This is a genomic window from Brevibacillus sp. 7WMA2 (genome assembly GCF_010748895.1).
In the GTDB taxonomy this organism is placed as follows: Bacteria; Bacillota; Bacilli; order Brevibacillales; family Brevibacillaceae; genus Brevibacillus_B; species Brevibacillus_B halotolerans.
Map to the genome: position 1 here is coordinate 4,747,914 of NZ_CP048799.1, position 26,240 is coordinate 4,774,153.

Consider the following 26,240-nt stretch of genomic DNA (forward strand, 5'->3'; position numbering starts at 1 on the left):
TAAAAAACCAAGATACCTATGGAGGGATAAAGGATGTCCAGCAGAGGATTGCAGGAGTTTTTACAAGAAAATTTAGCAGAGCTTAAAAGCAAAGGCCTTTATAACGTTATTGATCCTTTGGAGAGTGCCAATGGGCCTGTGATTACCATTAAGGGCAAAAACCTGGTTAACCTTTCTTCCAACAACTATCTAGGTTTGGCAACAGATCAGCGCTTGAAAGATGCAGCATACCAAGCGATCGAAAAGTATGGTGTTGGGGCAGGGGCCGTTCGTACCATTAACGGGACACTGGATATCCATATTACATTAGAAAAAACACTAGCGGAATTTAAACATACCGAGGCGGCTATTGCTTATCAGTCTGGTTTTAATTGTAATATGGCTGCAATTTCTGCTGTGATGGATAAAAATGATGCAATTCTATCGGATGAATTAAACCATGCATCCATTATTGACGGTTGCCGTCTATCTAAAGCTAAAATCATCCGTGTCAACCACTCTGACATGGATGATCTTCGTCAAAAAGCAAAAGAGGCGAGAGAGTCCGGTCTGTACAATAAAATCATGGTAATTACAGATGGTGTTTTCTCGATGGACGGAGACATTGCCAAGCTACCAGAAATTGTAGAGATTGCTGAGGAATTCGATTTAATCACATATGTAGATGATGCCCATGGCTCAGGTGTTCTCGGTAAGGGAGCAGGGACAGTGAAGCATTTTGGCTTATCTGACAAAGTAGACTTTCAGATCGGAACGCTGTCCAAAGCGATTGGAGTAGTAGGTGGTTATGTAGCTGGTAAACAGGAATTGATTGATTGGCTTAAAGTACGCAGCAGACCATTCTTATTCTCCACTGCACTTACACCAGGAGATGTAGGAGCTATTACCAAAGCCATCAATATTTTGACAGAAAGCACCGAATTACATGATCGCCTTTGGGAGAATGGGAATTACCTGAAGAAGGGCTTGAAGGAGCTTGGCTTTAATATCGGAGACAGTGAAACTCCAATCACACCTTGCATTATTGGTGATGAAATAAAAACACAGGAATTTAGTAAGCGATTGTATGAAGAAGGCGTTTATGCAAAAGCTATTGTATTCCCAACGGTTGCTAAAGGAACCGGACGTGTCCGCAATATGCCAACTGCGGCGCATACAAAAGAGATGCTAGATCAAGCGTTGGCCATCTACAAAAAAGTAGGAAAAGAAATGGGAATTATTTAACCCTACTGATCAAAAGGAACAACAGGAAGAAAGGGGTCAACCCACATGAAAAGAATAATGGTAACAGGAGCGCTTGGACAAATTGGCTCCGAATTGGTCACGAAGCTACGAAGTGTATACGGAACAGAATCCATAATTGCTACTGATATTCGTCAGGGCGAGGGGCAAGAGGGACCATTTGAGATTTTAGATGTAACAGATGCAAAGGCTATGCACGATATTGCTGCAAAGTACAAAGTGGATACCATTATGCATTTGGCAGCTCTGTTGTCTGCGACAGCGGAAGCAAAGCCATTGCTCGCTTGGAATTTAAATATGGGCGGATTGGTAAATGCACTTGAAGTAGCAAGAGAACTTAATTGTCAATTTTTTACGCCAAGTTCAATCGGTGCATTCGGACCAACAACACCAAAAGATAATACACCTCAGGATACAATTCAACGTCCTGTTACCATGTATGGGGTAAATAAGGTTTCTGGGGAATTATTGTGTGATTACTACTATCAAAAATTTGGAGTAGATACGCGCGGTGTACGTTTTCCAGGGCTGATTTCCTACGTAACGCCTCCAGGTGGGGGAACAACCGACTATGCAGTGGAAATTTATTACGAGGCAATTAAAAATGGTCGTTATACCTCATACATCCAAAAAGGTACGTACATGGATATGATGTATATGCCAGATGCGCTTAACGCTATCATCAATTTGATGGAAGCAGATGCATCTAAATTACAACACCGTAACGCCTTTAACGTGACAGCGATGAGCTTTGAGCCAGAGCAAATTGCACGGGAAATCAAGAAGCATATTCCGACATTTGAAATGGACTACCAAGTAGACCCAATCAGACAAGGAATCGCAGACAGTTGGCCAAACTCAATTGATGCCACAGCCGCTAAAGCGGAGTGGGGTTTTCAAGCAGAATATGACTTGGAAAAAATGACAACAGATATGCTTGCCAAGCTTCGGGATAAATTGCAAGTGGGAGCTGGGATCTAAAGCGAAAGCAAAGAATAGTCATGATAGAGCAGCTATACAGTCGTGTAGTGTGCTTACAGTCTATAAATGATGTGAATAAAAACAGCAGGGGAGTAATTTCCTCTGCTGTTTTTATGTAAAAAAGGAAAAATCGCTTGTTAAACCGATAAGGGAAATTCACAAGTGTTTGTATAAAAAATAGTCGAGAACGTGCATTGTAAAAAGCATAGGGAATCCATTACAATTTGTTTGGATAAAAGCAATAACGATAATCGTTATCAAATATAAGTTTTTCGGCAAATCGTAATTGTGTAGGAGAGGGGAAGAATTATGCTAAGATCACGTTGGAACATGATTGCTGGGATGGCTGTATTGCTTGTCGTGATGTGCATTGTTGCTGGGTGCGGAAAACAATCGCAGCAGGTAGACACACAGACTCAAAAGAGCGTGGAGAATGGACAGCAAGGTGAGAATCAGACCAAAGATACGCAAACCGCTAAGCAATCACAAACACGTGTGGTTAAGGATGAATTTGGGGAGGTCGAGATTCCGGTACATCCGAAGCGAATAGCCGCTATTTATTTAGAAGACCCATTAGTTGCATTAGGAGTTACACCAATCGTGCAGTGGTATCATCCAGCATGGGGTAAGCAGGATTATCTGGGCCTAAATGTACCAACATTTGATGTAACGGGCAGCATAGAAGCTTTACTTGCAGCTAATCCTGATTTAATCATTGTTGATGGTGGAGTAGATGCAACGAAATATGAAGCATATTCCAAGATAGCTCCTACTTATCGGGTGCCTGATTCTATTAATAAAAATGCTGTAGAAACGTTAAAAAGAGTAGCAGATATAATAGGGATGCCCGAAAAGGCTGAGCGTGTACTGCAAGCGTACCAGACAAAAGTGGCCGATGCCAAAGAAAAACTGAATTCATCAATAGGTAGACAGACCGTAGCGGTTATTCGTTTAAATGTTGGTGAAAAGCCATCATTAGCTCTTTTTGGCCTCAAAAACTCCTATACAAGAATGATTTATGAAGATTTAGGGCTGGAGCCGTATGAGCCTGTGAAAACGATTGAAACTCACGAGATTATGTCACTAGAAAAAATTCCAGAGTTTCATGCTGATCATATCATTATATTCCCATCTAATGGGACATGGACATCACAAGAGAATAAACAGGCACTTGCATTACTAGAGGACCCATTATGGAAGGCTCTCCCTGCGGTTAAAAAGGGGAATGTTTATCAATTAGAAAGAACACACTGGCAATCAGGCTCAATTAAAGCGAATGCGATGAAGATTGATGATTTATTGAAATTCTTTTCTGCTAAAACGAAATAGCAGGTTATCTGTCTAAAAGAAGAGAGGGCTTCAGCTTATGTTGAAGAACTTTCTTTTTTGTTTTATAATATTTTGAATGAGAATTATTATCAATGGAGTGGTATGATGAACCAGGTAGCAAGCTTGATTAGTAGTCCAAGCACCGTATTTCTCTTAGTAGATATCCAATATGACACGCTCCCTGCTGGACATCACCAGCATGATAATGAGACAAGCGACTATAGCTTAATTGTTGTGACTGATGGAAAGGGAAGGCTCCAAATAGAAGAGGATTGCTTTCATATGGAGCGGGAGAATTGCTTTATGATTGGACCTGGGGAATCTCTATTCATCCAAGCGGTAGATGACTCATTATGCTTGTATCAGTTAACTTTCAATAAGTTGTCCATTCAACCTACAGCTTCTAAAGTGACACTGGTAGATGAGGGTAAAAATGATTCACTTCCTTTTCTGGGTGCTGTAGTTTGCTCTCCTTTTTCTAAATGCCTTGATTTGGTAGAAGCGATATATTGTCATCGCAACGATGCCGATGATATGGAACGGTTTTCTAATCACGTACGATTTGAGGAATTGCTCCGCTTCGTGTTTCAACAAAATGCTTCTCAGAGTCATGTGGACATACGCCGTGCAGTGGAGCGCTCTATTGACTATGTGAGGAAGCATTACTATGAACCAATGACAGTAGATCAATTGGCGGCTGATGCTAACGTCGCTCGTTATAAATATACGCGTATTTTCAAAGAAATGACAGGACAGATTCCCCTTGATTTTGTAAATACATTACGAATAGACAGAGCTAAACAATTGCTCAGTAAAACAGACGATCGAATTCATGAAATAGCAGAGCAGGTTGGATTCAACAATGAATTTTATTTTAATCGTCGGTTTAAACAAATGGTTGGTGTGGCCCCGGGACAATACCGGGATAATCTGCGTAGTGATCTTCGCATCGTCTCCTTATTTTTAGAGGATTATTTACTGGCATTAGGGGTAACTCCGATTGTACAGTGGTCGCATGGAGGATGGGGAAAGCTTGATTATCTTGGGCTACAGCATATTCCGACGCACGATGTTCTGACACAGGACATTCATCAGCTATCCTATTATAAACCAGATTTTATTATGGTGAGAGAAGGGGTTCAAAGCTTAGCAGGTATCTATGATCAATGCAGGCAGATTGCACGTACAAGTGTCATTTCGCACCCTGTTGATGATTGGCGTTCGACCCTGCGTACAGTAGCTGATATGCTAGGGCGAACGAATATGGCTGAGCAGTTAATCAAGCAATACGAGAATAAGGTAGCAAAGGCTAAGGAAGCGTTGGCACGTTCTGTAAAAGGGAAAACCTTTGCTTTCCTGCGGGTATCCGCCCATTATATCAGCGTGGATTATCTTTACACAGGGCCTGTACTATATCGAGATTTAGAGATGAAACCACATCCATTCGTAAGCCAAGTGAAAGGAGAGTCTAAGCGAAGATGCTTGTCATGGGAAGCCCTTTCTGAGTTGGATGTAGATCATCTATTCTATACATTTGATAAATGGCATGACGAAGGTGAAGGCGCAGAAAAAAGGCAGCTATCTCATCCGATTTGGCAATCCATTCCGGCTGTTCAGAAAAACTGTGTGTATGAGGTAGATTTTATGACATGGATGAGTCATGGGGTTATCGCTAATAGCAGGAAGATTGATGATGTGGTGAGGGTGCTTACTCGCTAATTCTAAACAGATTGACCGAATGAGACAATTACAGTTCAGTATAAGGGAGATATTGCTCCTCTGGTTTATCAAGTCGGCTTTGAGTATTATCAGCTAGTCGAGTATACGGAAGAACATATACGATATAGTAAGAATCATGATAATCTGCCGCAAAGTGGCTGGATGACTGAATTCCTTCCGTACCAGGCATATCTATTCATGCAGCAAATCGTGGAGCAATATCAGCCGTTGGAAGCAGCACAGAAGAGCCGGTGTCGCTTCCTATTAGAGGAGCTCTTGCACATTGTCTTTTCTCAAAAGCGAAGGATTCGAAAACACCAGGAAATCCCGGTTACCAGAATAATTAGCCAATTGTAGTTTACTATATAGCAAAAAAAGCATCTGAACTGTAAAAAAACAGTTTAATAAGTTCTAAATAATGGCTCCCATTTTTATAATATTACTAATGTTATAAATGGAGGTGAGTATGGCGGTCTTGTCAGAACTTTGCTTTACCACATCATGGGAGGTCATTAAATGACAGAACAGTGCGTCATGAGCAAGGTGGCAATCAAGGTATGTGTTGCTTTTGGACTGCTAGTAGTAATGATAACAGGGGCTATGTTTATTGCTGAACGTGTATCAGCTCACGGCTATGTGGAATCACCTACAAGTCGGGCTTATATGTGTAAACAAGGCAAAAACATGAATTGTGGTCCCATTCAGTATGAGCCTCAGAGTGTAGAAGGAGAAGGGTCCTTTCCACAATCTGGCCCACCGGATGGACAAATCACAGGGGCAGGGCGCTATCCCGAGCTGTATACACAAACCGCTGATCGTTGGAAAAAAGTAACGATGCATAGTGGGGAAAATACGTTTAAGTGGAGATTGACAGCATCGCATAGCACAAGGGAGTGGAAGTATTACATTACGAAAAATGGCTGGAATCCCAATAAACCACTTGCTCGCTCCGACTTAGACGTAGTTCCGTTTTGCTACTATTACGATGGTGGAAACAGACCAGGTACAACGGTGACTCATACCTGCAATGTACCAACTGATCACAGTGGTTATCATCTTATTCTGGCTGTGTGGGAGATTGCGGATACCACGAATGCTTTTTATCAGGTGATAGACGTTAATCTGGTCAAAAGCACTGCTACTGAGCAAGTCTCGATCGATGTAAGCAAGACTGCTATAGCACCACAAGCTCCTCAAATGGAAAAGGTAAGCCCTATCTTTTCTACGATACAACAAATGAAACAGGGAAGTATTCTGCCGCGTGCCCACTGGTTTGCTGGTGATCAACGGGCGCTATACTGATTCATTATAGACCGAATAATAGGTGTCACTAAAACGCCTATTATTCGGCTTTTTTGAGTCAAAAAACCTATTCAGAAAAAATAATGTAATAATAACATAAATCTAGTTCTTTCATCCTAAAAAAAGTTACATAGAAAATACATACAGGAAAGAATTGCCGTTTCCATCATTTTACTGGATTTTATCATAATCAAATCTTTTACTTTTAAAAATTAGTAGATTTAAAAATATGACTATTGTAATGTGATAATTCAGTCGTAAAGAATCTATCTAATCTGCTACCAATTTTAATAAAATAACAAATGTTACAAAGTATTTCGTATAACCTAGAAAATCACATACTAGGAGGTAGACAGAATGACTTTGCAATGGAAAACAGTTTTTGGGAAAAGCTCTATAGCTTTTGGAATAACGCTGGCCGCTATGGCTGGTACGATGGTATTTGCAGGCAGCGCGTCAGCACATGGTTACATTGAATCACCTACGAGCAGGGCTTTACTTTGTAAGCAAGGACAAAACGTTGGTTGCGGTCAAATTCAATATGAACCGCAAAGTGTAGAGGGAGTAGGTAATTTCCCACAATCTGGACCTAAAGATGGGGAGATTACAGGAGCAGGAAAATATAAGGAACTCTTTGTCCAAACCGATAGTAGATGGAAAAAAGTGGACATGGAAGGTGGGAAAAATACTTTTACGTGGTATTTAACCGCTCCACATTCTACAGGTGACTGGAAATATTATATAACGAAAAAAGATTGGAATCCCAACAAGCCATTAGGGCGCAACGATCTTGAACTCATTGCTACATTTAACGATGGTGGCAAGGTTCCCCCTAAATCAGTGTCTCATGTTGTTAATGTTCCGACCGATCGCAGTGGCTACCATATCATCCTTGGTGTGTGGGAAATCGCTGACACAGGGAATGCTTTTTATCAAGCAATCGACGTTAATTTGAAAAACGATGGTAACCCAACAGAACCAGAGGTACAATTGCCGACAATTCCTAGTAACCTGACCTCTCCAGGACAGACAACAACAAGTATTGAATTGCGCTGGTCAGCATCGACAGCCTCTGAAGGTATCAAAGAATATGAAGTATATCGCAATGGTAGTCTAGCAGGTAAGACTAGCCAGGCATATTTTGAAGATAAGGAATTGACGCTCGATACGGCTTACACATATACGGTTCGATCCATTGATTTCGCTGGAAATAAATCTGAGATGTCCAAGCCATTCACAGTTAGAACTAGTAAAGAAGACGAACAAGTGGATTTGCCAACTGCACCAGGTAATCTAGTATCTTCAGCCAAAACTACATCTACAATTGAGTTGAGTTGGACAGCTTCCACAGCCCCCCATGGGATTCACGCCTATGAAGTGTACCGTGATGGCCGACAAGTAGGGACGACTACAGAAACAAGCTTTACAGACAAAGATTTGAAGGCTGACACAACCTATTCTTATATGGTAGTAGCTGTTGACCATGCAGGTAATAAATCTGATTTCTCACAAAAAGTAACAGTGCGTACCGAAAAAGAGCAGACTGGGAACACCGGTGACACATGGAATAAAGACAACGTTTATAATACTGGTGATCGAGTGATATATGAGGGCGTAGAATATGAGGCTCAATGGTGGACTCGCGGCGACCGTCCCGACAGCACTGATGTATGGAAGCAGGTGGGCGATGCTATACAAAAATGGAACAGCGACAAAGCCTACCAAGGTGGAGCAAAAGTATCCTACGAGGGTAAAACCTACCAAGCAAAATGGTGGACAAAAGGTGAAGAGCCTAGTACATCATCCGTATGGACACTTGTACAGTAAGTAACCGGAGCAGTAACAGATAGGATTAGAAAAAAGGAAAAAGGGACCATTCAGTAGCATTTTTGAATGGTCCCTTTTTATTTACTAAGCTAAGGCTTACTAGGGGAGAATGCTTACACGGGTTCCTTGATCTGCACTTTTCCTAATGATCCCCACTTTTCATTTAGATGTCGACATAGTTAGCCCTCTCCTTTTCTTTCTGGTTTGTACATTATAAAGAAAATACAGATATTTTCCTATTCTTGAAAAATATCTATCGTCCTAGAAACAAAGATCATTTTCAGTAGCCGATTTTTTCATTTACGTCCATTTCTTTTTCATCCCTAACAACTTCTGGTAGTATGGTATAGAGAATATAGACAGATAAAGCATTGATAGGGCTATTGATACACGGAGGAACGGATAATGAACAGAAGATATCTTGCTATTTATGAAGAGATTAGACAGGGAATTATTGAAGGAGTGTATCCACCAGGGGAAAAATTACCTTCTGAAAATGATTTTTGCAAAAAGTTTGAGACTAGTAGGGGCACGATTCGCCGTGCTTTAGATATGCTGGCAGAAGAAGGGCTTGTGAACAGCATGCATGGGAAGGGCGTCTTTGTATTAGATCAAAATACAATTAGCTTTTCCTTTGGTGGATTAGTTAGCTTTAAAGAAGCTAACGAAAATAGCGGATTGGTCTTTTCGACAACTGTGCCATTTTTTACAGAGCTGGTTATTGATAAAAAACTGGAACAAAAAACTCATCTTCCAAATGGTATAGACGTTTATCATTTATATCGGGTAAGAAAGCTGGATGGAGAAAGGGTCATATTGGATATCAACTATTTTAGCAAAGAAAAGTGTGCAGGCTTGACTCCTGAAATCGCTGAAAAATCTATTTATGATTATATAGAGAATGATTTGGAATTAAAAATTGGGTTTGCGCAAAGAGTAATTCAAGTAGAGCAAGCAACAGGAAAAGATCGAGAGTATCTGGATATGAAAGCATTTGGATTTGTTGTGGTCGTTCGCAACTATGTGCATTTATATGACGGTACGATATTTGAGTATACAGAGTCGCGACATCGTCCAGATCGATTTGTGTTTACTGATTTTGCACGTAGGCGATGAAATAATCGTTTACGTGAAGCAGTAGCTAGATAATGTAGGAACAATTCATGCCTCTATTGGGCAGCCCTGTTATATAAAACATAGGCTATGACTTCCTTTGCTTATTGATGTTTAAGGGTTCAAACAACGTAATGAGGTTATTGTCCAGGTCTAGTACGCTGAAATCACGATCACCCCCACGGCTGCTCTTTTACATGACCATTGGAATGTAGGATATCCAGCGGTTGAATACGCTGATAAAGCTCATCAATATTTTCCACTCTGATTCGGCAGCTGGCTGTACCTGCAAAAAACGATTCTGCACCCGAAACAATCAGCGAGAGGCATTTCGATTACGCCAGCTCTCATCACTGGCTATCCAAAGCTGAATCTCAACATGATGACATTTCATAATAATGAATCCTCCTTCGTGATAAATGACGGTAAAACCAAGTTTATCACGATAAAAATCCTCGTTTTTCCTCATATCTGTTATAGGCAATGCTGGAATGCCTTCCCTCATTCACAGGAGTAAACTTCCTATTCATATGCTGCATATGGCTTCTTTTCGAACAATCCCGATTGTAAGATTTATAGATTTCGCGAAGTTACATCGTTAATTCTATTTTTTTAAAAATAAAAAAGAGAACGCTTTAGTATCACTTTCAAAGCAGTATCAGTCAGTAGATATCATGAGATTTTTAGTGCCTAATCAGGTAGCTGGTTTTTTAGCGGGTTAAAGCGGAGCAGGGTGTTTTTGAGTCTGCATGCTAGATGTAGTGTTGTCTTGATAATGCAGGGATGGGCATTTCCGCTCGGTACTTTAGAATAATTTGTCTAGTATAACTTGTATAAACAAGTGTTTACAAACTTGTCTATACAAGTTATACTAAGATCAACAAATAAGGATGAAAGCGATTCCAAGGGGAGGTACATCTATGAGTGTTAGCAAAAAGTCCGTGGAGGAGATCGTTGAAGCACTAGGCGGTAAAGAAAATATTGTAACCGCTTCACATTGTGTAACGCGCTTACGCCTTGCTTTGCTGGATGAGGAGAAGGTCCAGAAGGAAGAGCTAGATAATAATGATCTAGTAAAAGGCTCCTTTTCAGCGAATGGACAGTTTCAGGTTGTAATTGGTCCTGGTCTTGTTGAAAAGGCTTATGCTCATTTATTAGAGCTTACTAGTTTAGAAACGGCTTCCAAGCAGGAGCTTAAGGATGCTACGGAAAAAAAATTAAATCCGCTACAACGAGCAATTAAAACATTAGCTGATATTTTCATCCCAATTCTACCCGCAATTGTGACTGCTGGTTTGCTAATGGGGATAAATAATGTTTTGACAGGGAAAGGGATATTTTTCCCAGACCAATCACTTATTCAGGTATATGGTCAATGGAAAGACCTAGCAGATATCATTAATCTTATTGCCAATACGTCCTTCGTGTTCTTGCCTGCCTTAATCGGTTGGTCTGCTGCTAAACGTTTTGGCGGCAGTGAGCTTCTTGGAATGGTACTTGGGTTAATGCTGATCCACCCTGATTTATTAAATGCTTGGGGATATGGAGATGCAGTTGCAAAAGGTACAGTGCCATACTGGAATTTATTTGGACTAAGTGTTGAAAAAATTGGGTATCAAGGTCAAGTGTTACCTGTTCTGGTTTCAGCGTTTTGTTTAGCGAAGATAGAACAATTCATGAATAAGCGTGTACCAGACGCTTTCAAGCTATTATTAGTAGCTCCAGTAACATTGTTAGTGACAGGTTTCCTATCATTTATCGTGATTGGGCCATTAACCTTCTCAGTCGGAACTGCTATTACGAATGCCTTTGTAAGTATTTTTGATAATTTTGCAGCGGTTGGCGGTTTCATTTATGGTGGTTTCTATGCCTTGCTGGTTGTAACTGGTATGCATCATACCTTCCTAGCAGTAGATTTACAATTGATCGCAAGTGTAGGCGGAACCTTCTTATGGCCGATTTTAGTGCTTTCTAATATTGCTCAGGGCTCTGCTTCATTAGCTACGATGTTTTTGATTCGCGATGAAAAAGGCAAGGGCTTATCACTTACATCAGCGATTTCTGCTTTCTTAGGAATTACAGAACCAGCTATGTTCGGGGTAAATCTACGGATGCGTTATCCATTTATCGCCGCGATGATTGGATCTGCACTCGGTGCTATATTTATTACAATAAATAAGGTGAAAGCGGCTTCGATTGGTGTGGGTGGTTTACCGGGCTTCTTGTCCATCTTCCCACAAAATTGGTTACCGTTCTTTGTCGGAATGGCAATCGCTTTAGTTATACCTTTTGTCCTTACTATTATCTTTGGCAAAATGCGTAGCAAAAAGGCAGAAGGGCAAGAGACAAAGTCTGTAGCGTAACAACTAACATTTATGACGCGTAAGTCATGCACATACAACTAGATTAAGTCTTTACAAAAAATGGTGGTGTAAGCAATGCAGAAAACATGGTGGAAGAAAGCAGTCGTGTATCAGATTTATCCGAAAAGCTTTCTTGATACAACAGGAAACGGTATCGGAGATTTGGCAGGAATCACTCGTCAATTAGATTATTTACAGCAATTAGGTGTGGATGTAATCTGGTTAACTCCTATTTATGCGTCCCCACAAAAAGATAATGGCTACGATATCAGTGATTACTATACGATCAATCCGGAGTACGGAACTATGGAGTCCTTTGAGGATTTGTTGCATGAGGCTCATCAGCGCAATATAAAGCTGATTATGGATATCGTTGTGAACCATACATCAATTGAGCATGAATGGTTTAAACAAGCAAGGTCTTCCAAAGATAATCCGTATCGCGACTATTACATTTGGAAAGATGGTGTGGATGGCAATCCACCTACGAACTGGCAGTCTAAATTTGGTGGAAACGCTTGGGAATGGGATGAGCAAACAGGGCAATATTACTTGCATTTGTACGATGTGACGCAAGCTGATTTGAACTGGGAGAACCCGACGTTACGACGCGAAATTTATGATATGATGCATTTTTGGCTGAAAAAAGGCGTGGATGGTTTCCGCTTAGATGTTATTAATGTAATTTCCAAGGATCAGAGCTTCCAAAACGATACGCTACAAAGCCCAATGGAGGATGGACGACGTTTTTATACGGATGGTCCGCGCATCCATGAATATTTAAAAGAAATGAATGAGCAGGTGTTTTCTCATTATCCTCAGATCTTAACTGTAGGAGAGATGTCGTCTACAACGATTGATAATTGTATTCGCTATACCAATCCAGACGAAAAAGAGCTCAGCATGGTCTTTAATTTCCATCATTTGAAGGTCGACTATCCGAGCGGACAAAAGTGGGCTGCAGGTGAGTTTGATTTTGGAAAATTGAAGAGCATTCTCAATGAATGGCAGGTTGGAATGCAAGCAGGTGAAGGCTGGAATGCTTTGTTCTGGTGCAATCACGATCAACCGCGTGTAGTTACTCGCTTTGGAGATGATCAGAAGTATCATAAGGAATCTGCGAAAATGCTGGGTACGGCTCTTCATTTTATGCAAGGTACTCCCTATATTTATCAGGGGGAAGAGTTTGGTATGACTGATCCTGGTTTTTCTCGTATTGAGGAATATCGTGATGTAGAAACGATTAATGCCTACCATTTGCTTCAGGAGACAGGCATCTCTGAGCAGGAGATTATGAAGGCGATCAAACAAAAATCCAGAGATAATTCACGTACACCAATGCAATGGATGGACGCTCCTAACGGCGGATTCACGGCAGGTACTCCTTGGATTCATGTAGCTAATAATTATCCATCTATCAATGCGCAGCGAGCGCAAGAAGATCAGGATTCCATCTGGTATCACTATCAAAAATTGATCCAGTTACGCAAAAAGCATGATGTTATTGCATACGGCGATTTTACAATGCTGTATCCAGAGCATCCTCAGATTTATGCCTATGTACGCCAATATGGTGCTGAGTCGCTAGTCGTAGTTAATAATTTTTACGCAGAGCCAACAGAATTTGTACTGCCGAAGGAAATAGCTCAAAAAGCACATATGGAGGTTATTCTGACCAACTATCCTGATGTGCCGGCAACATTGGACAAATTTACATTGCGTCCATATGAGTCGCTTGCTATTGTAATAAAATAACAGCTTAGAAAAACAGAATGCCCACCTCCCAGCTTCGGATCGGGAAATGGGCATTTTGTTTTTTTGTTTCTATTTGTACTCACAGCCATACAGCGGTATCATAAGAAGGAGAGTGGTTGACATAATAAGATCGTCATGTTCAACCGATAGAATCCGGTTTTGAGAGGATGACAACATGAGTAAAAAGATTGTTTTAGCAGAGAAACCCTCAGTGGGTAAAGATATCGCCAGAGTCTTGAAATGTACCAAACAGGGAAATGGGTACCTTGAAGGCGACAAATATGTAGTAACCTGGGCATTTGGCCATCTGGTTACGTTGGCTGATCCTGAAGCCTATGGAGAGACATATAAAGCTTGGAAGCTGGAGGATTTACCGCTGTTGCCGTCTCGCCTGCAATTAACTGTCATCAGACAGAGCTCCAAGCAATATCAGATTGTAAAAAAATTATTAGCGCGTCAGGATATTTCAGAAGTGATTATTGCTACTGATGCTGGTCGTGAAGGTGAGCTGGTGGCGCGATGGATTTTAGAAAAGGCACATGTGAAAAAGCCTATTAAACGACTATGGATTTCCTCTGTGACTGATAAAGCAATCAGTGATGGCTTCAGAAAGCTGCGAGATGGCAAGGAATACGAGAATCTCTATGCTTCTGCTGTAGCTCGCGCTGAAGCTGACTGGTTTGTCGGGATCAATGCCACTCGTGCTCTTACAACGAAGCATAATGCCCAGCTCTCCTGCGGGCGTGTACAAACTCCTACAGTGGCAATGATTGCCAAACGTGAGGAGGAGATTCAAAGGTTCGTTCCTCGCCCCTATTATGGTGTTCAAGCGATCACAGGTAATGGATTAAAGCTTACGTGGCAGGATCAGCAAACCAAAGATATGAAGACGTTTACCAAGGAGAAGGCTGAGAAAATTGTCGAAAGCAGTAAAAACAAGCAAGCTGAAATTATTGACATCAAGAAGGCTGACAAGAAAAGCTTCGCCCCAGCTTTATATGATCTAACTGAACTACAACGTGATGCGAATAAGCGTTTTGGTTTTTCGGCAAAGGAAACCCTCTCCATTATGCAAGGGCTGTACGAAACACATAAGGTACTCACATACCCGCGGACAGATTCTCGCTATTTGACATCAGATATTGTCGAAACATTACCTGATCGATTGAGAGCGATATCTGTTAAGCCATACACTCCGTTTGCAGCTAAGCTGTTAAAGCAACCGATTCGAGCTGGTAAACATGTAGTGGATAATAGCAAGGTATCTGATCACCATGCGATTATTCCAACTGAGCAATCTGTAATGATGAATAAGCTTAGCGATAGGGAACGTAAAATTTATGACCTTGTGGTTAAACGCTTTCTGGCTGTGCTATATCCGCCTTTTGAATATGAACAAATTAGTATTCGTGCCCGAATTGGCAACGAGGAATTTCTAGCAAAAGGGAAGACGATAACGCATCAGGGCTGGAAGGAAATTTATGATAACCACTTTGATGAAGAGGATCAAGGAGATGGATTAAAAGAACAGCTTTTACCAAAGCTTGTACAAGGTGAGCAACTATCTGTACAAACCGTTTCTTTTACAAAAGGGGAAACAAAACCTCCAGAGCCATTTACGGAGGCTACACTCCTTTCAGCTATGGAGAATCCTGTCCGTTATATGGGACAGGTTGATAAGCAGCTAGCTAAAACATTAGGTGAGACAGGTGGATTAGGAACTGTTGCTACTCGCGCCGATATTATTGAAAAATTGTTTAATAGCTTCCTCATTGAAAAGCGCGGCAAGCATATTCATATTACTTCTAAAGGAAAGCAATTACTTGAGCTTGTACCAGAAGGACTTCGCTCACCGGCTCTTACTGCTGAATGGGAAGTGAAGCTTGGAGCGATCTCGAAAGGAAGCCTGGCTAAAAACAGCTTCATACAGGAAATGAAGAAGTATGCAGAGCAAATCGTTCAACAGATCAAATTTAGTGAGCAAAAATTTCGTCATGACAATCTGACTCGCTCCAAATGCCCGGATTGTGGAAAGCTGATGCTTGAGGTAAATGGGAAAAAAGGAAAAATGTTAGTTTGTCAGGATCGTGAGTGCGGTCACCGTAAGGCCGTATCCAAGGTTACAAATGCCAGATGCCCACAATGTCGAAAGAAGATGGAGATGCGTGGGGAAGGAGAAGGAAAGATATTCGTATGCAAATGTGGACATCGTGAAAAACTGTCGACGTTTAACGACAGACGTAGCAAGGAGAAACAGACAAATGTTTCGAAACGAGATGTAGCACAGTATATGAAAAATCAGCAACGAGATCAAGAAAGCTTAGGTAATCCAGCCTTGATGGAGGCATTAAAGAATTTTAAGCTAGATCAGTAAGTCATTTTATATAGAAAAGATAGGCTCGAAAATAAGGCGCCCGCTCTCTTTATTAGCTAAGAGAAAGGGCGTCTATTTTAGCTTCTCTTTTCTATATGGAAAAAAGGAATTAACAAAATCTGAAGAAAATTTCAGAATTTATTATTTTTATGTTAAGAGATTTTGAAAGAAGTGCATCTATTTACTTTATCCATAAATGAAAGCAAAAATGAGATTGTTATATTCCATAAAATGTAAATGTTTTTATATCTTGGAAAACATAGAGTCGAGAACGCTGTTCACTATACAAGAAGACTATAGATACGAGCTTTTACGGCTATTTTTACGATTTGATAACGCCTTCTTTTTTTAGTCTAATAAAAAACAGTAACGAATCGAAAAAATAACAATAATTTGATTGGTAAATAACATTGTTACTAATTCACAGAAAACAAAATCATTATTTTTACATAATAAAAACATAATAATAAAATGTGATAGAAAAATATTGAAGAAAATGTCCATTATTGGTAGTATTGAAAAATAAACCTGTAATTTTATGTATTATAATGCAATTATTTGTCGCATATTTACTAGCCTAAATGTTAGCGATGATGTGAGCAAATCGTTACCTGTTAGAAGGAAGATCAGCTACATATGATTCGAAATTTTTCGTTTTTTTATTTTAAAAGACAAAGAGGTGGTCCTGATGGATTTATCTACATTAAATTTTTTGGGTGAAACAGAAAAGCATAAGTTATTGAATCAATTCAATGATACGGACGCTAATTTTCCTCAGGAGATGACCATTCATGGGCTGTTTGAAAAGCAAGTCCAAGAAAGACCGAATCAAACTGCGGTAATTTTTAATGAACAAAGTATGACGTATAAAGAAATGAATGAACGAGCCAATCAAGTAGCACATAGCTTACGGAAGCATGGAGTTGCTCCAGATGAGATCGTTGGAATTCTAGCAGATCGCAACATGGACATGCTTATTTCCATTCTCGGCGTATTAAAGGCTGGAGCTGCTTATATGCCTATTGATCCTACATACCCTACAGAACGTATTCTTTATATGATCAATGATAGCCAGACCAAAATTGTCTTAGCAGAACATAGAGAGATGGTTCCGGAAGGCTGTAATGCAGAGCTGATCCTCTTGTACGATAGCTCCCTTTTAAACGAAGAGACATCTGATCTAGAGCATGTAAATAAGCCTGAAGATTTGGCCTATATTATCTATACATCAGGTTCTACTGGTAAACCAAAAGGGGTTATGATTGAACATCGAAATGTCATTCGCTTGCTATTTAATGACAGAAACCTATTTGATTTTACTAGTGATGATGTCTGGACCGTTTTCCATTCGTTCTGTTTTGACTTCTCTGTTTGGGAGATGTATGGGGCTTTACTGTATGGAGGAAAAATCGTTCTCGTCTCTTTTGAGATAGCTAGAGATCCTCAGGCCTTCCGAAATTTACTTCAGGAGCAAAAGGTTACGATTTTAAATCAAACCCCTACAGCTTTTTATCAGCTCTCGTCTGAAGAGATGCAGCACTCAGACAGCAATTTATCGATTCGTAAAATCATTTTTGGTGGAGAAGCGTTGACGCCATCACAGTTGAAAGCATGGAAACAAAAATATCCAAATACAGCCTTGATTAATATGTACGGTATTACAGAAACAACTGTTCATGTGACTTATAAGGAGTTTCAATTACATGATATGGACAGCACAGTTAGCAATATCGGAAAGCCTATCCCAACGCTTAGAACCTATGTTTTAGATTCCAAGAGAAACCTAGCTCCAATTGGAGTGAAAGGTGAACTGTATGTGAGCGGCAAGGGAGTAGCCCGCGGTTATTTAAACAAACCTGAATTGACGGAAGAACGATTTATGGATAACCCGTTTGTCTCTGAAGAAAGAATGTATCGCACAGGAGACCTAGCTAGATGGCTACCTGAAGGAGAGCTAGAATACTTAGGCAGGATTGACCATCAGGTAAAAATCAGAGGCTATCGCATTGAACTCGGAGAAATAGAAGCCGAGCTATTGAAGCAAAAAGGGATTAAAGAAGCAGTAGTTTTAGTTACAAATGATAAAGATGCACAACCACAATTACATGCCTATTTAACATCTACGGAAGATTTGGCAGCAGCAGATCTTCGTAATCAACTTACTACAACATTACCCTCTTATATGATTCCGGCTCATTTCATTTTTGTGTCGCAAATGCCTGTTACGCCAAATGGAAAAATTGATAAAGAATCACTTCGTAAAATAGAACCATCACTTCAAGAAAGCCCTACAGAAGCTTATGTAGCTCCACAAACACCTACAGAAAAGCAATTAGTCCACATATGGGAAGAAAATATTGGAATGCAACCGATCAGCATAGACGATAATTATTTTGCTCTAGGTGGCGATTCCATCAAAGCGATTAAGCTATTGCATGCTATAAATAAAGAGTTTCAGATTAGTTTCCAAATTGGTGATTTGTACAAGCATGGAACCATTAGAGAAATGGGACAGCAAATCGGTGAACAAGGCAAGCAATCTAGCAATCAAAAACTGTTGAAACTTCAGGAATTGGACCGTTTAAAAGAGAAAATTTTGGGAAGTGAGAAATAGTCATGTCGGATAAGCTAAGCAACGCTAAAGACCTATTTCCAATGAGCGATATACAGCTAGGGATGGTCTACCATTCGTTAAAACATGTACACGAAGCTGTATACCATGATCAATTTGTTTATCAAGTAGATGATGATTCATTTGATGTTCATGTACTAGAGCAAGCGATGAGAATGATGGTTGATAAGCACGACATCTTAAAAACCAGCTTTCATATTGAGGAATTTTCCACTCCAGTTCAAGTAGTGCACCAGGAGGTTTCTGTTCGAATTGATGAGACAGACATTACGCATCTGGGAGAAAAACAAAAAGAGTATATCCATCAGTATTTGGCGCAGGATCGTCAATCCCCTTTTGATGTAACAACCGCTCCTCTATGGAGAATGAGCGTTTTTAAACTGAATGCAAGCCAAGTTGCTTTAGTCTGGATCTTTCATCATGCTATTTTGGATGGATGGAGTGTTGCATCTTTTATTACGGAATTAATTGATGTTTATTTCAAATTAAAGCACAAAACTTGCACTTTGGAGCATTTGAACACGACCTATAAGGATTATGTGATTGATCAGATGCTATTATCTGAGCAAAATGAGCTGCGTGAATATTGGAAAGAGGAATTAAAAGATTACAAACGGCTACAGCTCCCAGTAAAGGTGGATGAAAATGGCGGTGTTCACGTTACCGTTGTTGAGAAGCTAGACCCTGACATCATAAATAAATGCAGAGAAATTGCACAAGCTCATCACATTCCATTAAAGACCGTATGCCTAACAGCCTTTCTTTCTATGATGCATATGATTTCTTATGAGAGAGACCTGACTGTGGGATTGATTGAGAACAACCGACCAATTATAGAAGATGCTGAAAAGGTGTTGGGATGTTTTCTTAACTCAGTTCCATTCCGCGCCATTATACAGAAAGATATGAGCTACAGAGAGCTATTAGAGCAGACACAGCAAAAGCTTGTTGAGATTAAAACATATGGAAGACTTTCCTTTGCTAAGATTATTGAAGTAATTGGCGATACGGGAAGCGAGCGTAATCCAGTTTTTGACTGTCTTTTTAACTTTGTCGACTTCCATGTATTTAAAGGGATAAAGGATCATAAAGTAAAGTTTTGGTTAGATGGATATGAAAAAACAAACACCATGTTTGACTTTTCTGTTTCGACCACAATGGATGACTATTTTGTTCGGGTTGTATCTGCACTGCCAGAAGAAGATACCATAAAACTAATTAACTATTATCAACGAATTTTAGAAAAGATTGCTCTTCACATAGATGAAAAAATAGATAAACAAGCCAATCTTGATGAAAAGGAAAGCCACTTGCTACTAGAGGAATGGAATCAAACGTCAGTTGATTATCCAGACAAGCAAACATTGCATAAACGGTTTGAAGAGCAAGCAGCCAAAAATGAAGATCAGGTAGCGCTGGAATATGAGGATAAGCAGCTTACCTATAGGGAATTGAACGCTAAAGCCAATCAATTGGCACGTGTTTTACAGAAGCATAATACGCTGCCAACTCAGGTAGTTGGTTTAATGGCAGAGCGTTCACTAGAGATGATAATAGGCATTCTTGGGATATTAAAAGCCGGCGGAGCTTATATGCCTATTGACCCTACGTATCCTGCGGAGCGTATCCAATATATGCTCGAAGATAGTCGATCCTATCTCTTACTTGTGCAAAAAGCGGAAATGATTCCAGCCAATTATCAGGGTGAAGTACTTATCCTCACAGAGGAACTTTGGGCAGATGAGAATACAGAGAACCTGGATTTAGTCAATCAGCCGCAGGATGTTGCCAATATCATGTATACATCTGGGACTACAGGAAAGCCAAAAGGTATCCTGATTACTCATCGAAACATTATGACTACCATAATCAACAATGGCTATCTTGATATTTTTTCAACAGATCGAATATTGCAAATGTCTAATTATGCTTTTGATGGTTCTACCTTTGATATATACAGTGCTTTGCTAAACGGAGCTACCCTCGTGCTAGTTCCCAAGCAAACACTCATGAATACGACCGATTTGTTAGCAATCATCAAAGATAGCAATATCACGGTAGCTTTAATGACAACCTCTCTATTCAATACGTTGGTTGATCTTGATGTAACCAGCTTCCAACATACACGTAAGGTTTTATTTGGCGGGGAAAAGGCTTCATGTAAGCATGTAGAAAAAGCATTGGATTATTTGGGTGAAGGGCGCCTAGTAAATGGATATGGTCCGACAGAAACAACGGTGTTCGCTACTACCTATACAGTCGATAACGCGATTAAAAAGCTGGGAAGTGTCCCGATCGGACGTCCTTTGAGCAACACTTCGGTATATGTTTTTGGATTAGATGATCAATTACAACCACTTGGAGTACCAGGGGAGTTATGTGTAGCAGGAGAATGCATTTCGCCTGGATATCTGAATCGTCCCGACTTAACGGCAGACAAATTTATTGATAATCCACTTAAACCAGGTGAGAGAATGTACCGTACAGGTGACCTGGTTCGTTGGCTGCCTGAAGGTGTCATGGAATACATGGGGCGGATTGATGAACAAGTCAAGATTCGTGGACATCGTATCGAGCTAGGGGAGATTGAGGCAAAACTGCTTGAGCATCCTTCGATTCGAGAAACAGTGCTGGTGGCTAAACAGGATGCAAATGGCCATTCTTTTTTAGGTGCGTATCTTGTTACAGACAACTTCTGCCCTGTAACGGAATTACGGAATTATCTGATGGAAACCTTGCCAGAATATATGGTTCCTTCTTATTTTATCGAGCTGGATAGCCTACCGCTTACTTCAAATGGAAAAGTAGATAAGCGAGCATTGCCCGAACCGGAATCTCAGGCTTTACACGCATATACCATGCCGGAGAATGAGATGGAAGAAAAATTGGTTCAGCTATTCCAGGAAGTGATGGATGTAGAGCGTGTTGGTACCCAAGATAGCTTTTATGAATTAGGCGGTCATTCCTTAAAAGCAATGCTTTTGGTTTCACGAATTCATAAGGATTTTGGAATAAAGATACCGTTGAAGGAAGTATTCAGTCGTCCGACCGTGAAGGAATTGGCTGCCTATCTGACTGGGTCAGAAGAAGCAAACTATATTGAAATTGAAGCAGCAGAAGAGAAACCATATTATCCAGTTACTGCCGCTCAAAAACGGATGTATATCGCCCAGCAATGGGAGGATGAAGAAGCTACTAGCAGTTATCACATGCCGTTTATGATGGAAATCACAGGGCCTCTTCAAGTAGAAAAGCTACAACAAACAGTAAAGAGTCTTGTCGCAAGGCACGAGTCGTTGCGGACATCATTTCACATGATCAATGAAGTATTGATGCAAAAGATACATGCAGATGTATTGTGGGATTTAGATATTGATCTAGAGTCAGTTGTCGCTTCAGAGCAAGAAATTGATGAAAAAATGTTCCAATTCCTCCGTAAATTTGATTTGAGTCAAGCTCCTTTATTTAGAGCTAAGCTGATTCGTGTCAATGCTAGTCGGCATGTATTGTTATTAGATATGCATCATATTATTTCGGATGGATTTTCATACCAGATATTTTTTGATGAGCTTACCAAGCTGTATCAGGGCGAGGAATTGCCATCTCTCAAAATACAATATAAGGATTATGCCGTTTGGCAGCATTCGGAAGAACAACAGAAGCGTTTGCAACAACAAGAGGATTATTGGTTAGGTCAATTCCAAGGGGAAATTCCTGTTCTGGAATTGCCTACGGATTACCAGCGCCCGGTTGATAAACAATTTGCTGGAGCATTAATCACACACGAGTTATCTGCTGGTCTAACAGAGAAGCTGAGAAAATTAGCGATTAAGGAAAAAACGACGTTATACACCGTACTGCTGACGGTCTATAACATTCTATTGACGAAATATACAAGTCAAGAGGACCTCATTGTAGGTACACCGATTGCTGGACGTCCACACGCAGATTTAGACAGAGTATTTGGGATGTTTGTAAACACGCTGGCCATCAGAACAGCTCCAAAAGTAGAGCATTCCTTCTTAACGTATCTCTCAGAGGTCAAAGAAACAGTACTAGGTGCTTATCAAAATCCAGACTATCCATTTGAGGAGCTGGTTGAAAAAACGCTAGTTCAGCGCGATGTAAGCCGTAATCCTTTATTCGATGTAATGTTCTCCGTAGAGAAATTACCATCTGCTGTACAGTTCGATGATTTACGTTTCTGCCCACGCTTATTTGATTGGAAGAAGGCAAAATTTGACTTGGATTGGACAGTGGTGGAAGGTGAATCATTGGAGATTTTGGTTGAATATAGCACGAGCTTGTTCGATCGGGCGACCATTGAGCGCATGGCTAAGCATTTTGAGCATATTTTGGAGCAAATCCTTGATCAGCCAGACCTGTCTATTTCTGAGATTGAACTGCTGACCGAGGCAGAAAAACAACAAATTTTGATTGAGTTTAATCAATCGGATAAATCCTTTGACAGCGAAAAAACGATTCAGGAGCAATTTGAAGAATGGGCAGAAAAAGCTCCGCACAGCATTGCCTTAGTCTTTAAAGACAAGCAAATGACCTATCAGGAATTAAATCAACGTGCTAACCAAGTTGCGCATTTATTACGTGGCAATGGGATTTCCGCAAATGATTTTATCGGTTTAATGGTGGATCGATCGTTTGAGATGATCATTAGTATGCTAGGTATTTTGAAGGCGGGTGGAGCCTACCTACCTATTGATCCTGATTATCCTGAGGATCGTATCGATTATATGTTATCTGACAGCAAAGCGAAGATTCTCTTAACGCAAAGTGACCAAACTGCACCAGCTTCCTTTGAAGGTAAAGTCATCGCTATTGATACTCCAGAATTGCTAAAGATGAATATGGAAAATATTCCTAAGGTGAATAACTCATCCGACTTGGCTTATATCATTTATACATCTGGATCAACCGGAAAACCAAAAGGAGTATTGATTAATCATCGATGCGTGATCAATATGCAGCTTACAGCTGAAACCTTTGGTATCTATCCTTCGAGTCGTATTCTACAGTTTGCATCCTTTAGTTTTGATTCATCTGTGGGCGAGATTTTTTATACATTATTAAACGGAGCATGCCTGTATTTGGTAGAAAAGGATTTGCTTTTATCCGGTAATGAATTCGTGGCATGGCTAAAGAAAAATCGGATTAGCTCGATTCCATTTATTTCACCGTCGGCTCTGCGGATGCTTCCTTATGAGGATTTACCTGATCTCGCATATATAAGTACGGGTGGGGAGACATTGCCGGCTGACCTTGTTAAAGCGTGGGGAGAAAATCGTGTCTTCCTAAATGCATATGGCCCGACGGAAACAACTGTAGATGCCACTGTCGGTGTATGTACACCAGAAGGGAAACCGCATATCGGTAGACCCGTTACGAATAAAAAGGTGTATGTAGTAAATAGCAATAATCAATTACAGCCGATTGGTGTTCCTGGCGAGCTTTGCATTGGCGGGGAAGGGGTTGCACTTGGCTATCTAAACAGACCTGATCTAACCCAAGAAAAATTCGTTTCCAATCCGTTTGCCCCGGGTGAAAGAATGTACCGCTCCGGAGACTTAGTCAGATGGCTACCTGATGGAACAATTGAGTACTTCGGAAGATTAGACGATCAAGTAAAAATTAGAGGCCACCGTATTGAACTAGGAGAGATTGAAACAAGGCTACTAGAGCATCCAGCCATTAAAGAAGCCATTGTCATTCCACGTTCTGATGAGTCAGAGGCTACATATTTATGCAGCTATTTGATTACAGAAGGATCATGGAATGCGGCTGACTTACGTAAGTATTTGAAGGCTTCTTTGCCGGAATATATGATACCTTCGTATTTTGTGGAGCTGCACGAGCTACCGCTAACACCTAATGGAAAAGTTAATAAAAAAGCATTACCAAAACCAGAAAAGCAAATGCAGAGAGGGCAGGATTATGTAGCCCCTACTAACCCTATCCAATCCATTTTATCTCAGATTTGGACTGGTGTGCTTGGTGTTGAAAATATAGGAATTCATGACAATTTCTTTGAATTAGGTGGAGATTCAATTAAAGCCATCCAAATTTCAGCCCGACTTAATAAGCATAATCTCAAGGTTAAAATGCGGGAATTGTTTAAGAACCCAACGATTGCTGAGCTAAGTCTGCTTGTACAACAGATCGTTCAGGAGATCGATCAAGGAGTAGTAGAAGGGAATATTCCGCTTACACCGATCCAGCATTGGTTCTTTACCCAATCATTCCCGCAGGTCAACCATTACAATCAATCGGTTCTCCTCTTTAATGCGGAGGGCTGGGATGAGCAGAAAGTAGACAAAGCTTTTGAGATGCTAACTCAGCACCATGATGCACTGCGAATCGTATATAGCCTCGACGAGCAAGGGGTCGTACAGCGTAACCGGGGATTGGAAGGCTCGAACTATCATTTCGAAATCATTGATGCAAGACAAGATGGAGAAGATCAGTCGAACTGGAAAGCAGCGGCGAATCGGATGCAGGCAAGTATGGATATCGTAGAAGGACCTTTAGTGCAGATCGGATTGTTCCGTGCTAATGAAGGAGCTTATTTGTTAATTGCCATTCATCACTTAGTGGTAGATGGGGTGTCTTGGCGTATCCTACTAGAAGACTTCTATCATTTATATAACGGAAACGATTCTCTGCCATTAAAAACGACCTCGTTCCAAGCATGGTCTCAAAAGCTCCAAGAGTACGCCCAAAGCAAGGAGCTAGAACATGAGCTTTCCTATTGGCGCCATTTAGATGAAGCTATCACGGACTATACCTTACACAAAGATATAGAAGCCGCAACCTCAAATAAGACAACCTATGAGGAATTTTTAACTGTATCGATGTCTTTATCAACTGAGGAAACCCAGCAGCTAGTTACAGAGGCTCATAAGGCGTACCAGACGGAAATAAATGATCTGCTACTCACGGCACTGGCTTTAGCTTTGAAGGAATGGACGAATAAAGAGCAGTTGCTAGTTAGTATGGAGGGGCATGGACGTGAAGAAATTCTAGATAACGTAGATATCTCCCGTACAGTTGGGTGGTTTACATCAGAGTATCCGGTTGCTATTCATCTGACGAAAACAGACATTTCGTTTGCCATTAAACAAGTAAAGGAAACGTTGCGTCGTGTACCTAACAAAGGGTTTGGCTATGGGATTCTTAAATATTTGGCCAAAGAGACGTTCAAGCTTAAGCCAGAAATCAGTTTTAACTATCTAGGCCAATTTACAGATAAGGAAGAGGGGAACTCCTCTTTAATGGGTGATCTGATTAGCCCGGCAAATACCAGTGAGCTGTCCCTAGATATCAATGGAAGTATAGAAGCTGACAGACTGCAAATGCACTTTAGTTATAACTCTCGTGCGTACTATCCAGAGACAATCGCAGCCCTTGTTCAAAACTTCAAATCCTACTTGCTTGAGATTATCAATCATTGCCGGGCGAAAGAAGGAGTAGAGCATACACCAAGCGATTTTGATATCAATGATCTCACCATGGAAGAACTAGATGATATTTTTGATGACCTGGAAGAAGAGGTATACAAATAACTAGGCAAAAATATGGAGTGATTTAG

12 protein-coding genes and 1 pseudogene are annotated in these 26,240 nt (G+C 40.5%); 12 read left to right on the forward strand and 1 reads right to left on the reverse strand.

Annotated elements, in window-relative coordinates; genetic code table 11:
* Window positions 1-33 precede the first annotated feature (33 nt).
* The 7 genes from GOP56_RS20650 (at window position 34) to treR (ending at window position 9,516) form a co-directional block, all read left to right on the forward strand.
* A complete protein-coding gene (locus GOP56_RS20650; protein WP_121473516.1) occupies window positions 34-1,224 on the forward strand; it encodes a glycine C-acetyltransferase in 1,191 nt (396 codons plus the stop codon).
* A 45-nt stretch (window positions 1,225-1,269) separates the two neighbouring features.
* Complete coding sequence (locus tag GOP56_RS20655) at window positions 1,270-2,223, forward strand: L-threonine 3-dehydrogenase (protein ID WP_022584562.1); 954 nt, start codon at window positions 1,270-1,272, stop codon at window positions 2,221-2,223.
* Between the two features lie 309 nt (window positions 2,224-2,532).
* Complete coding sequence (locus tag GOP56_RS20660) at window positions 2,533-3,552, forward strand: ABC transporter substrate-binding protein (RefSeq protein ID WP_163246496.1); 1,020 nt, start codon at window positions 2,533-2,535, stop codon at window positions 3,550-3,552.
* Window positions 3,553-3,654: 102 nt separating this feature from the next.
* Window positions 3,655-5,271 carry a helix-turn-helix domain-containing protein gene (locus GOP56_RS20665; protein WP_163246497.1) on the forward strand — a complete coding sequence of 539 codons (1,617 nt, stop codon included), beginning with the start codon at window positions 3,655-3,657 and terminating at the stop codon, window positions 5,269-5,271.
* A 585-nt stretch (window positions 5,272-5,856) separates the two neighbouring features.
* Window positions 5,857-6,573 (forward strand): lytic polysaccharide monooxygenase, encoded by a 717-nt coding sequence (locus tag GOP56_RS20670; RefSeq protein ID WP_371808002.1) that lies wholly within the window; start codon window positions 5,857-5,859, stop codon window positions 6,571-6,573.
* A gap of 357 nt (window positions 6,574-6,930) precedes the next feature.
* Window positions 6,931-8,400, forward strand: a complete 1,470-nt coding sequence (locus GOP56_RS20675) for a lytic polysaccharide monooxygenase (protein ID WP_163246499.1) — start codon at window positions 6,931-6,933, stop codon at window positions 8,398-8,400.
* Between the two features lie 405 nt (window positions 8,401-8,805).
* The gene (gene treR, locus GOP56_RS20680) at window positions 8,806-9,516 is read left to right on the forward strand and encodes a trehalose operon repressor (protein ID WP_163246500.1); all 711 of its coding nucleotides are present in this window, start codon (window positions 8,806-8,808) and stop codon (window positions 9,514-9,516) included.
* An 85-nt stretch (window positions 9,517-9,601) separates the two neighbouring features.
* Here the strand turns inward: treR and GOP56_RS20685 are convergent.
* Window positions 9,602-10,018 (reverse strand): annotated as a pseudogene (locus GOP56_RS20685) (VOC family protein).
* Window positions 10,019-10,433: 415 nt separating this feature from the next.
* On the opposite strand from GOP56_RS20685, the gene treP reads away from it, so the two are divergent.
* The 5 genes from treP (at window position 10,434) to GOP56_RS20710 (ending at window position 26,214) form a co-directional block, all read left to right on the forward strand.
* Entirely contained in the window at window positions 10,434-11,876 is a 1,443-nt protein-coding gene (gene treP / locus GOP56_RS20690; RefSeq protein ID WP_163246501.1) for a PTS system trehalose-specific EIIBC component, read from the forward strand.
* A gap of 75 nt (window positions 11,877-11,951) precedes the next feature.
* A complete protein-coding gene (gene treC, locus GOP56_RS20695; RefSeq protein WP_163246502.1) occupies window positions 11,952-13,631 on the forward strand; it encodes an alpha,alpha-phosphotrehalase in 1,680 nt (559 codons plus the stop codon).
* A gap of 175 nt (window positions 13,632-13,806) precedes the next feature.
* Window positions 13,807-16,005, forward strand: a complete 2,199-nt coding sequence (locus tag GOP56_RS20700) for a DNA topoisomerase III (RefSeq protein WP_003339104.1) — start codon at window positions 13,807-13,809, stop codon at window positions 16,003-16,005.
* Window positions 16,006-16,693: 688 nt separating this feature from the next.
* A complete protein-coding gene (locus GOP56_RS20705) occupies window positions 16,694-18,619 on the forward strand; it encodes a non-ribosomal peptide synthetase (RefSeq protein WP_163246504.1) in 1,926 nt (641 codons plus the stop codon).
* 2 nt (window positions 18,620-18,621) lie between these two features.
* On the forward strand, window positions 18,622-26,214 hold the full coding sequence (locus tag GOP56_RS20710) for a non-ribosomal peptide synthetase (protein ID WP_163246506.1): 7,593 nt from the start codon (window positions 18,622-18,624) through the stop codon (window positions 26,212-26,214).
* Window positions 26,215-26,240 lie beyond the last annotated feature (26 nt).

Coding starts and splice junctions, on each gene's coding strand:
- GOP56_RS20650 (WP_121473516.1), top strand. CDS start 34: ATGTCCAGCAGAGGATTGCAGGAGTTTTTACAAGAAAATTTAGCAGAG.
- GOP56_RS20655 (WP_022584562.1), top strand. CDS start 1,270: ATGAAAAGAATAATGGTAACAGGAGCGCTTGGACAAATTGGCTCCGAA.
- GOP56_RS20660 (WP_163246496.1), top strand. CDS start 2,533: ATGCTAAGATCACGTTGGAACATGATTGCTGGGATGGCTGTATTGCTT.
- GOP56_RS20665 (WP_163246497.1), top strand. CDS start 3,655: ATGATGAACCAGGTAGCAAGCTTGATTAGTAGTCCAAGCACCGTATTT.
- GOP56_RS20670 (WP_371808002.1), top strand. CDS start 5,857: ATGATAACAGGGGCTATGTTTATTGCTGAACGTGTATCAGCTCACGGC.
- GOP56_RS20675 (WP_163246499.1), top strand. CDS start 6,931: ATGACTTTGCAATGGAAAACAGTTTTTGGGAAAAGCTCTATAGCTTTT.
- treR (WP_163246500.1), top strand. CDS start 8,806: ATGAACAGAAGATATCTTGCTATTTATGAAGAGATTAGACAGGGAATT.
- treP (WP_163246501.1), top strand. CDS start 10,434: ATGAGTGTTAGCAAAAAGTCCGTGGAGGAGATCGTTGAAGCACTAGGC.
- treC (WP_163246502.1), top strand. CDS start 11,952: ATGCAGAAAACATGGTGGAAGAAAGCAGTCGTGTATCAGATTTATCCG.
- GOP56_RS20700 (WP_003339104.1), top strand. CDS start 13,807: ATGAGTAAAAAGATTGTTTTAGCAGAGAAACCCTCAGTGGGTAAAGAT.
- GOP56_RS20705 (WP_163246504.1), top strand. CDS start 16,694: ATGGATTTATCTACATTAAATTTTTTGGGTGAAACAGAAAAGCATAAG.
- GOP56_RS20710 (WP_163246506.1), top strand. CDS start 18,622: ATGTCGGATAAGCTAAGCAACGCTAAAGACCTATTTCCAATGAGCGAT.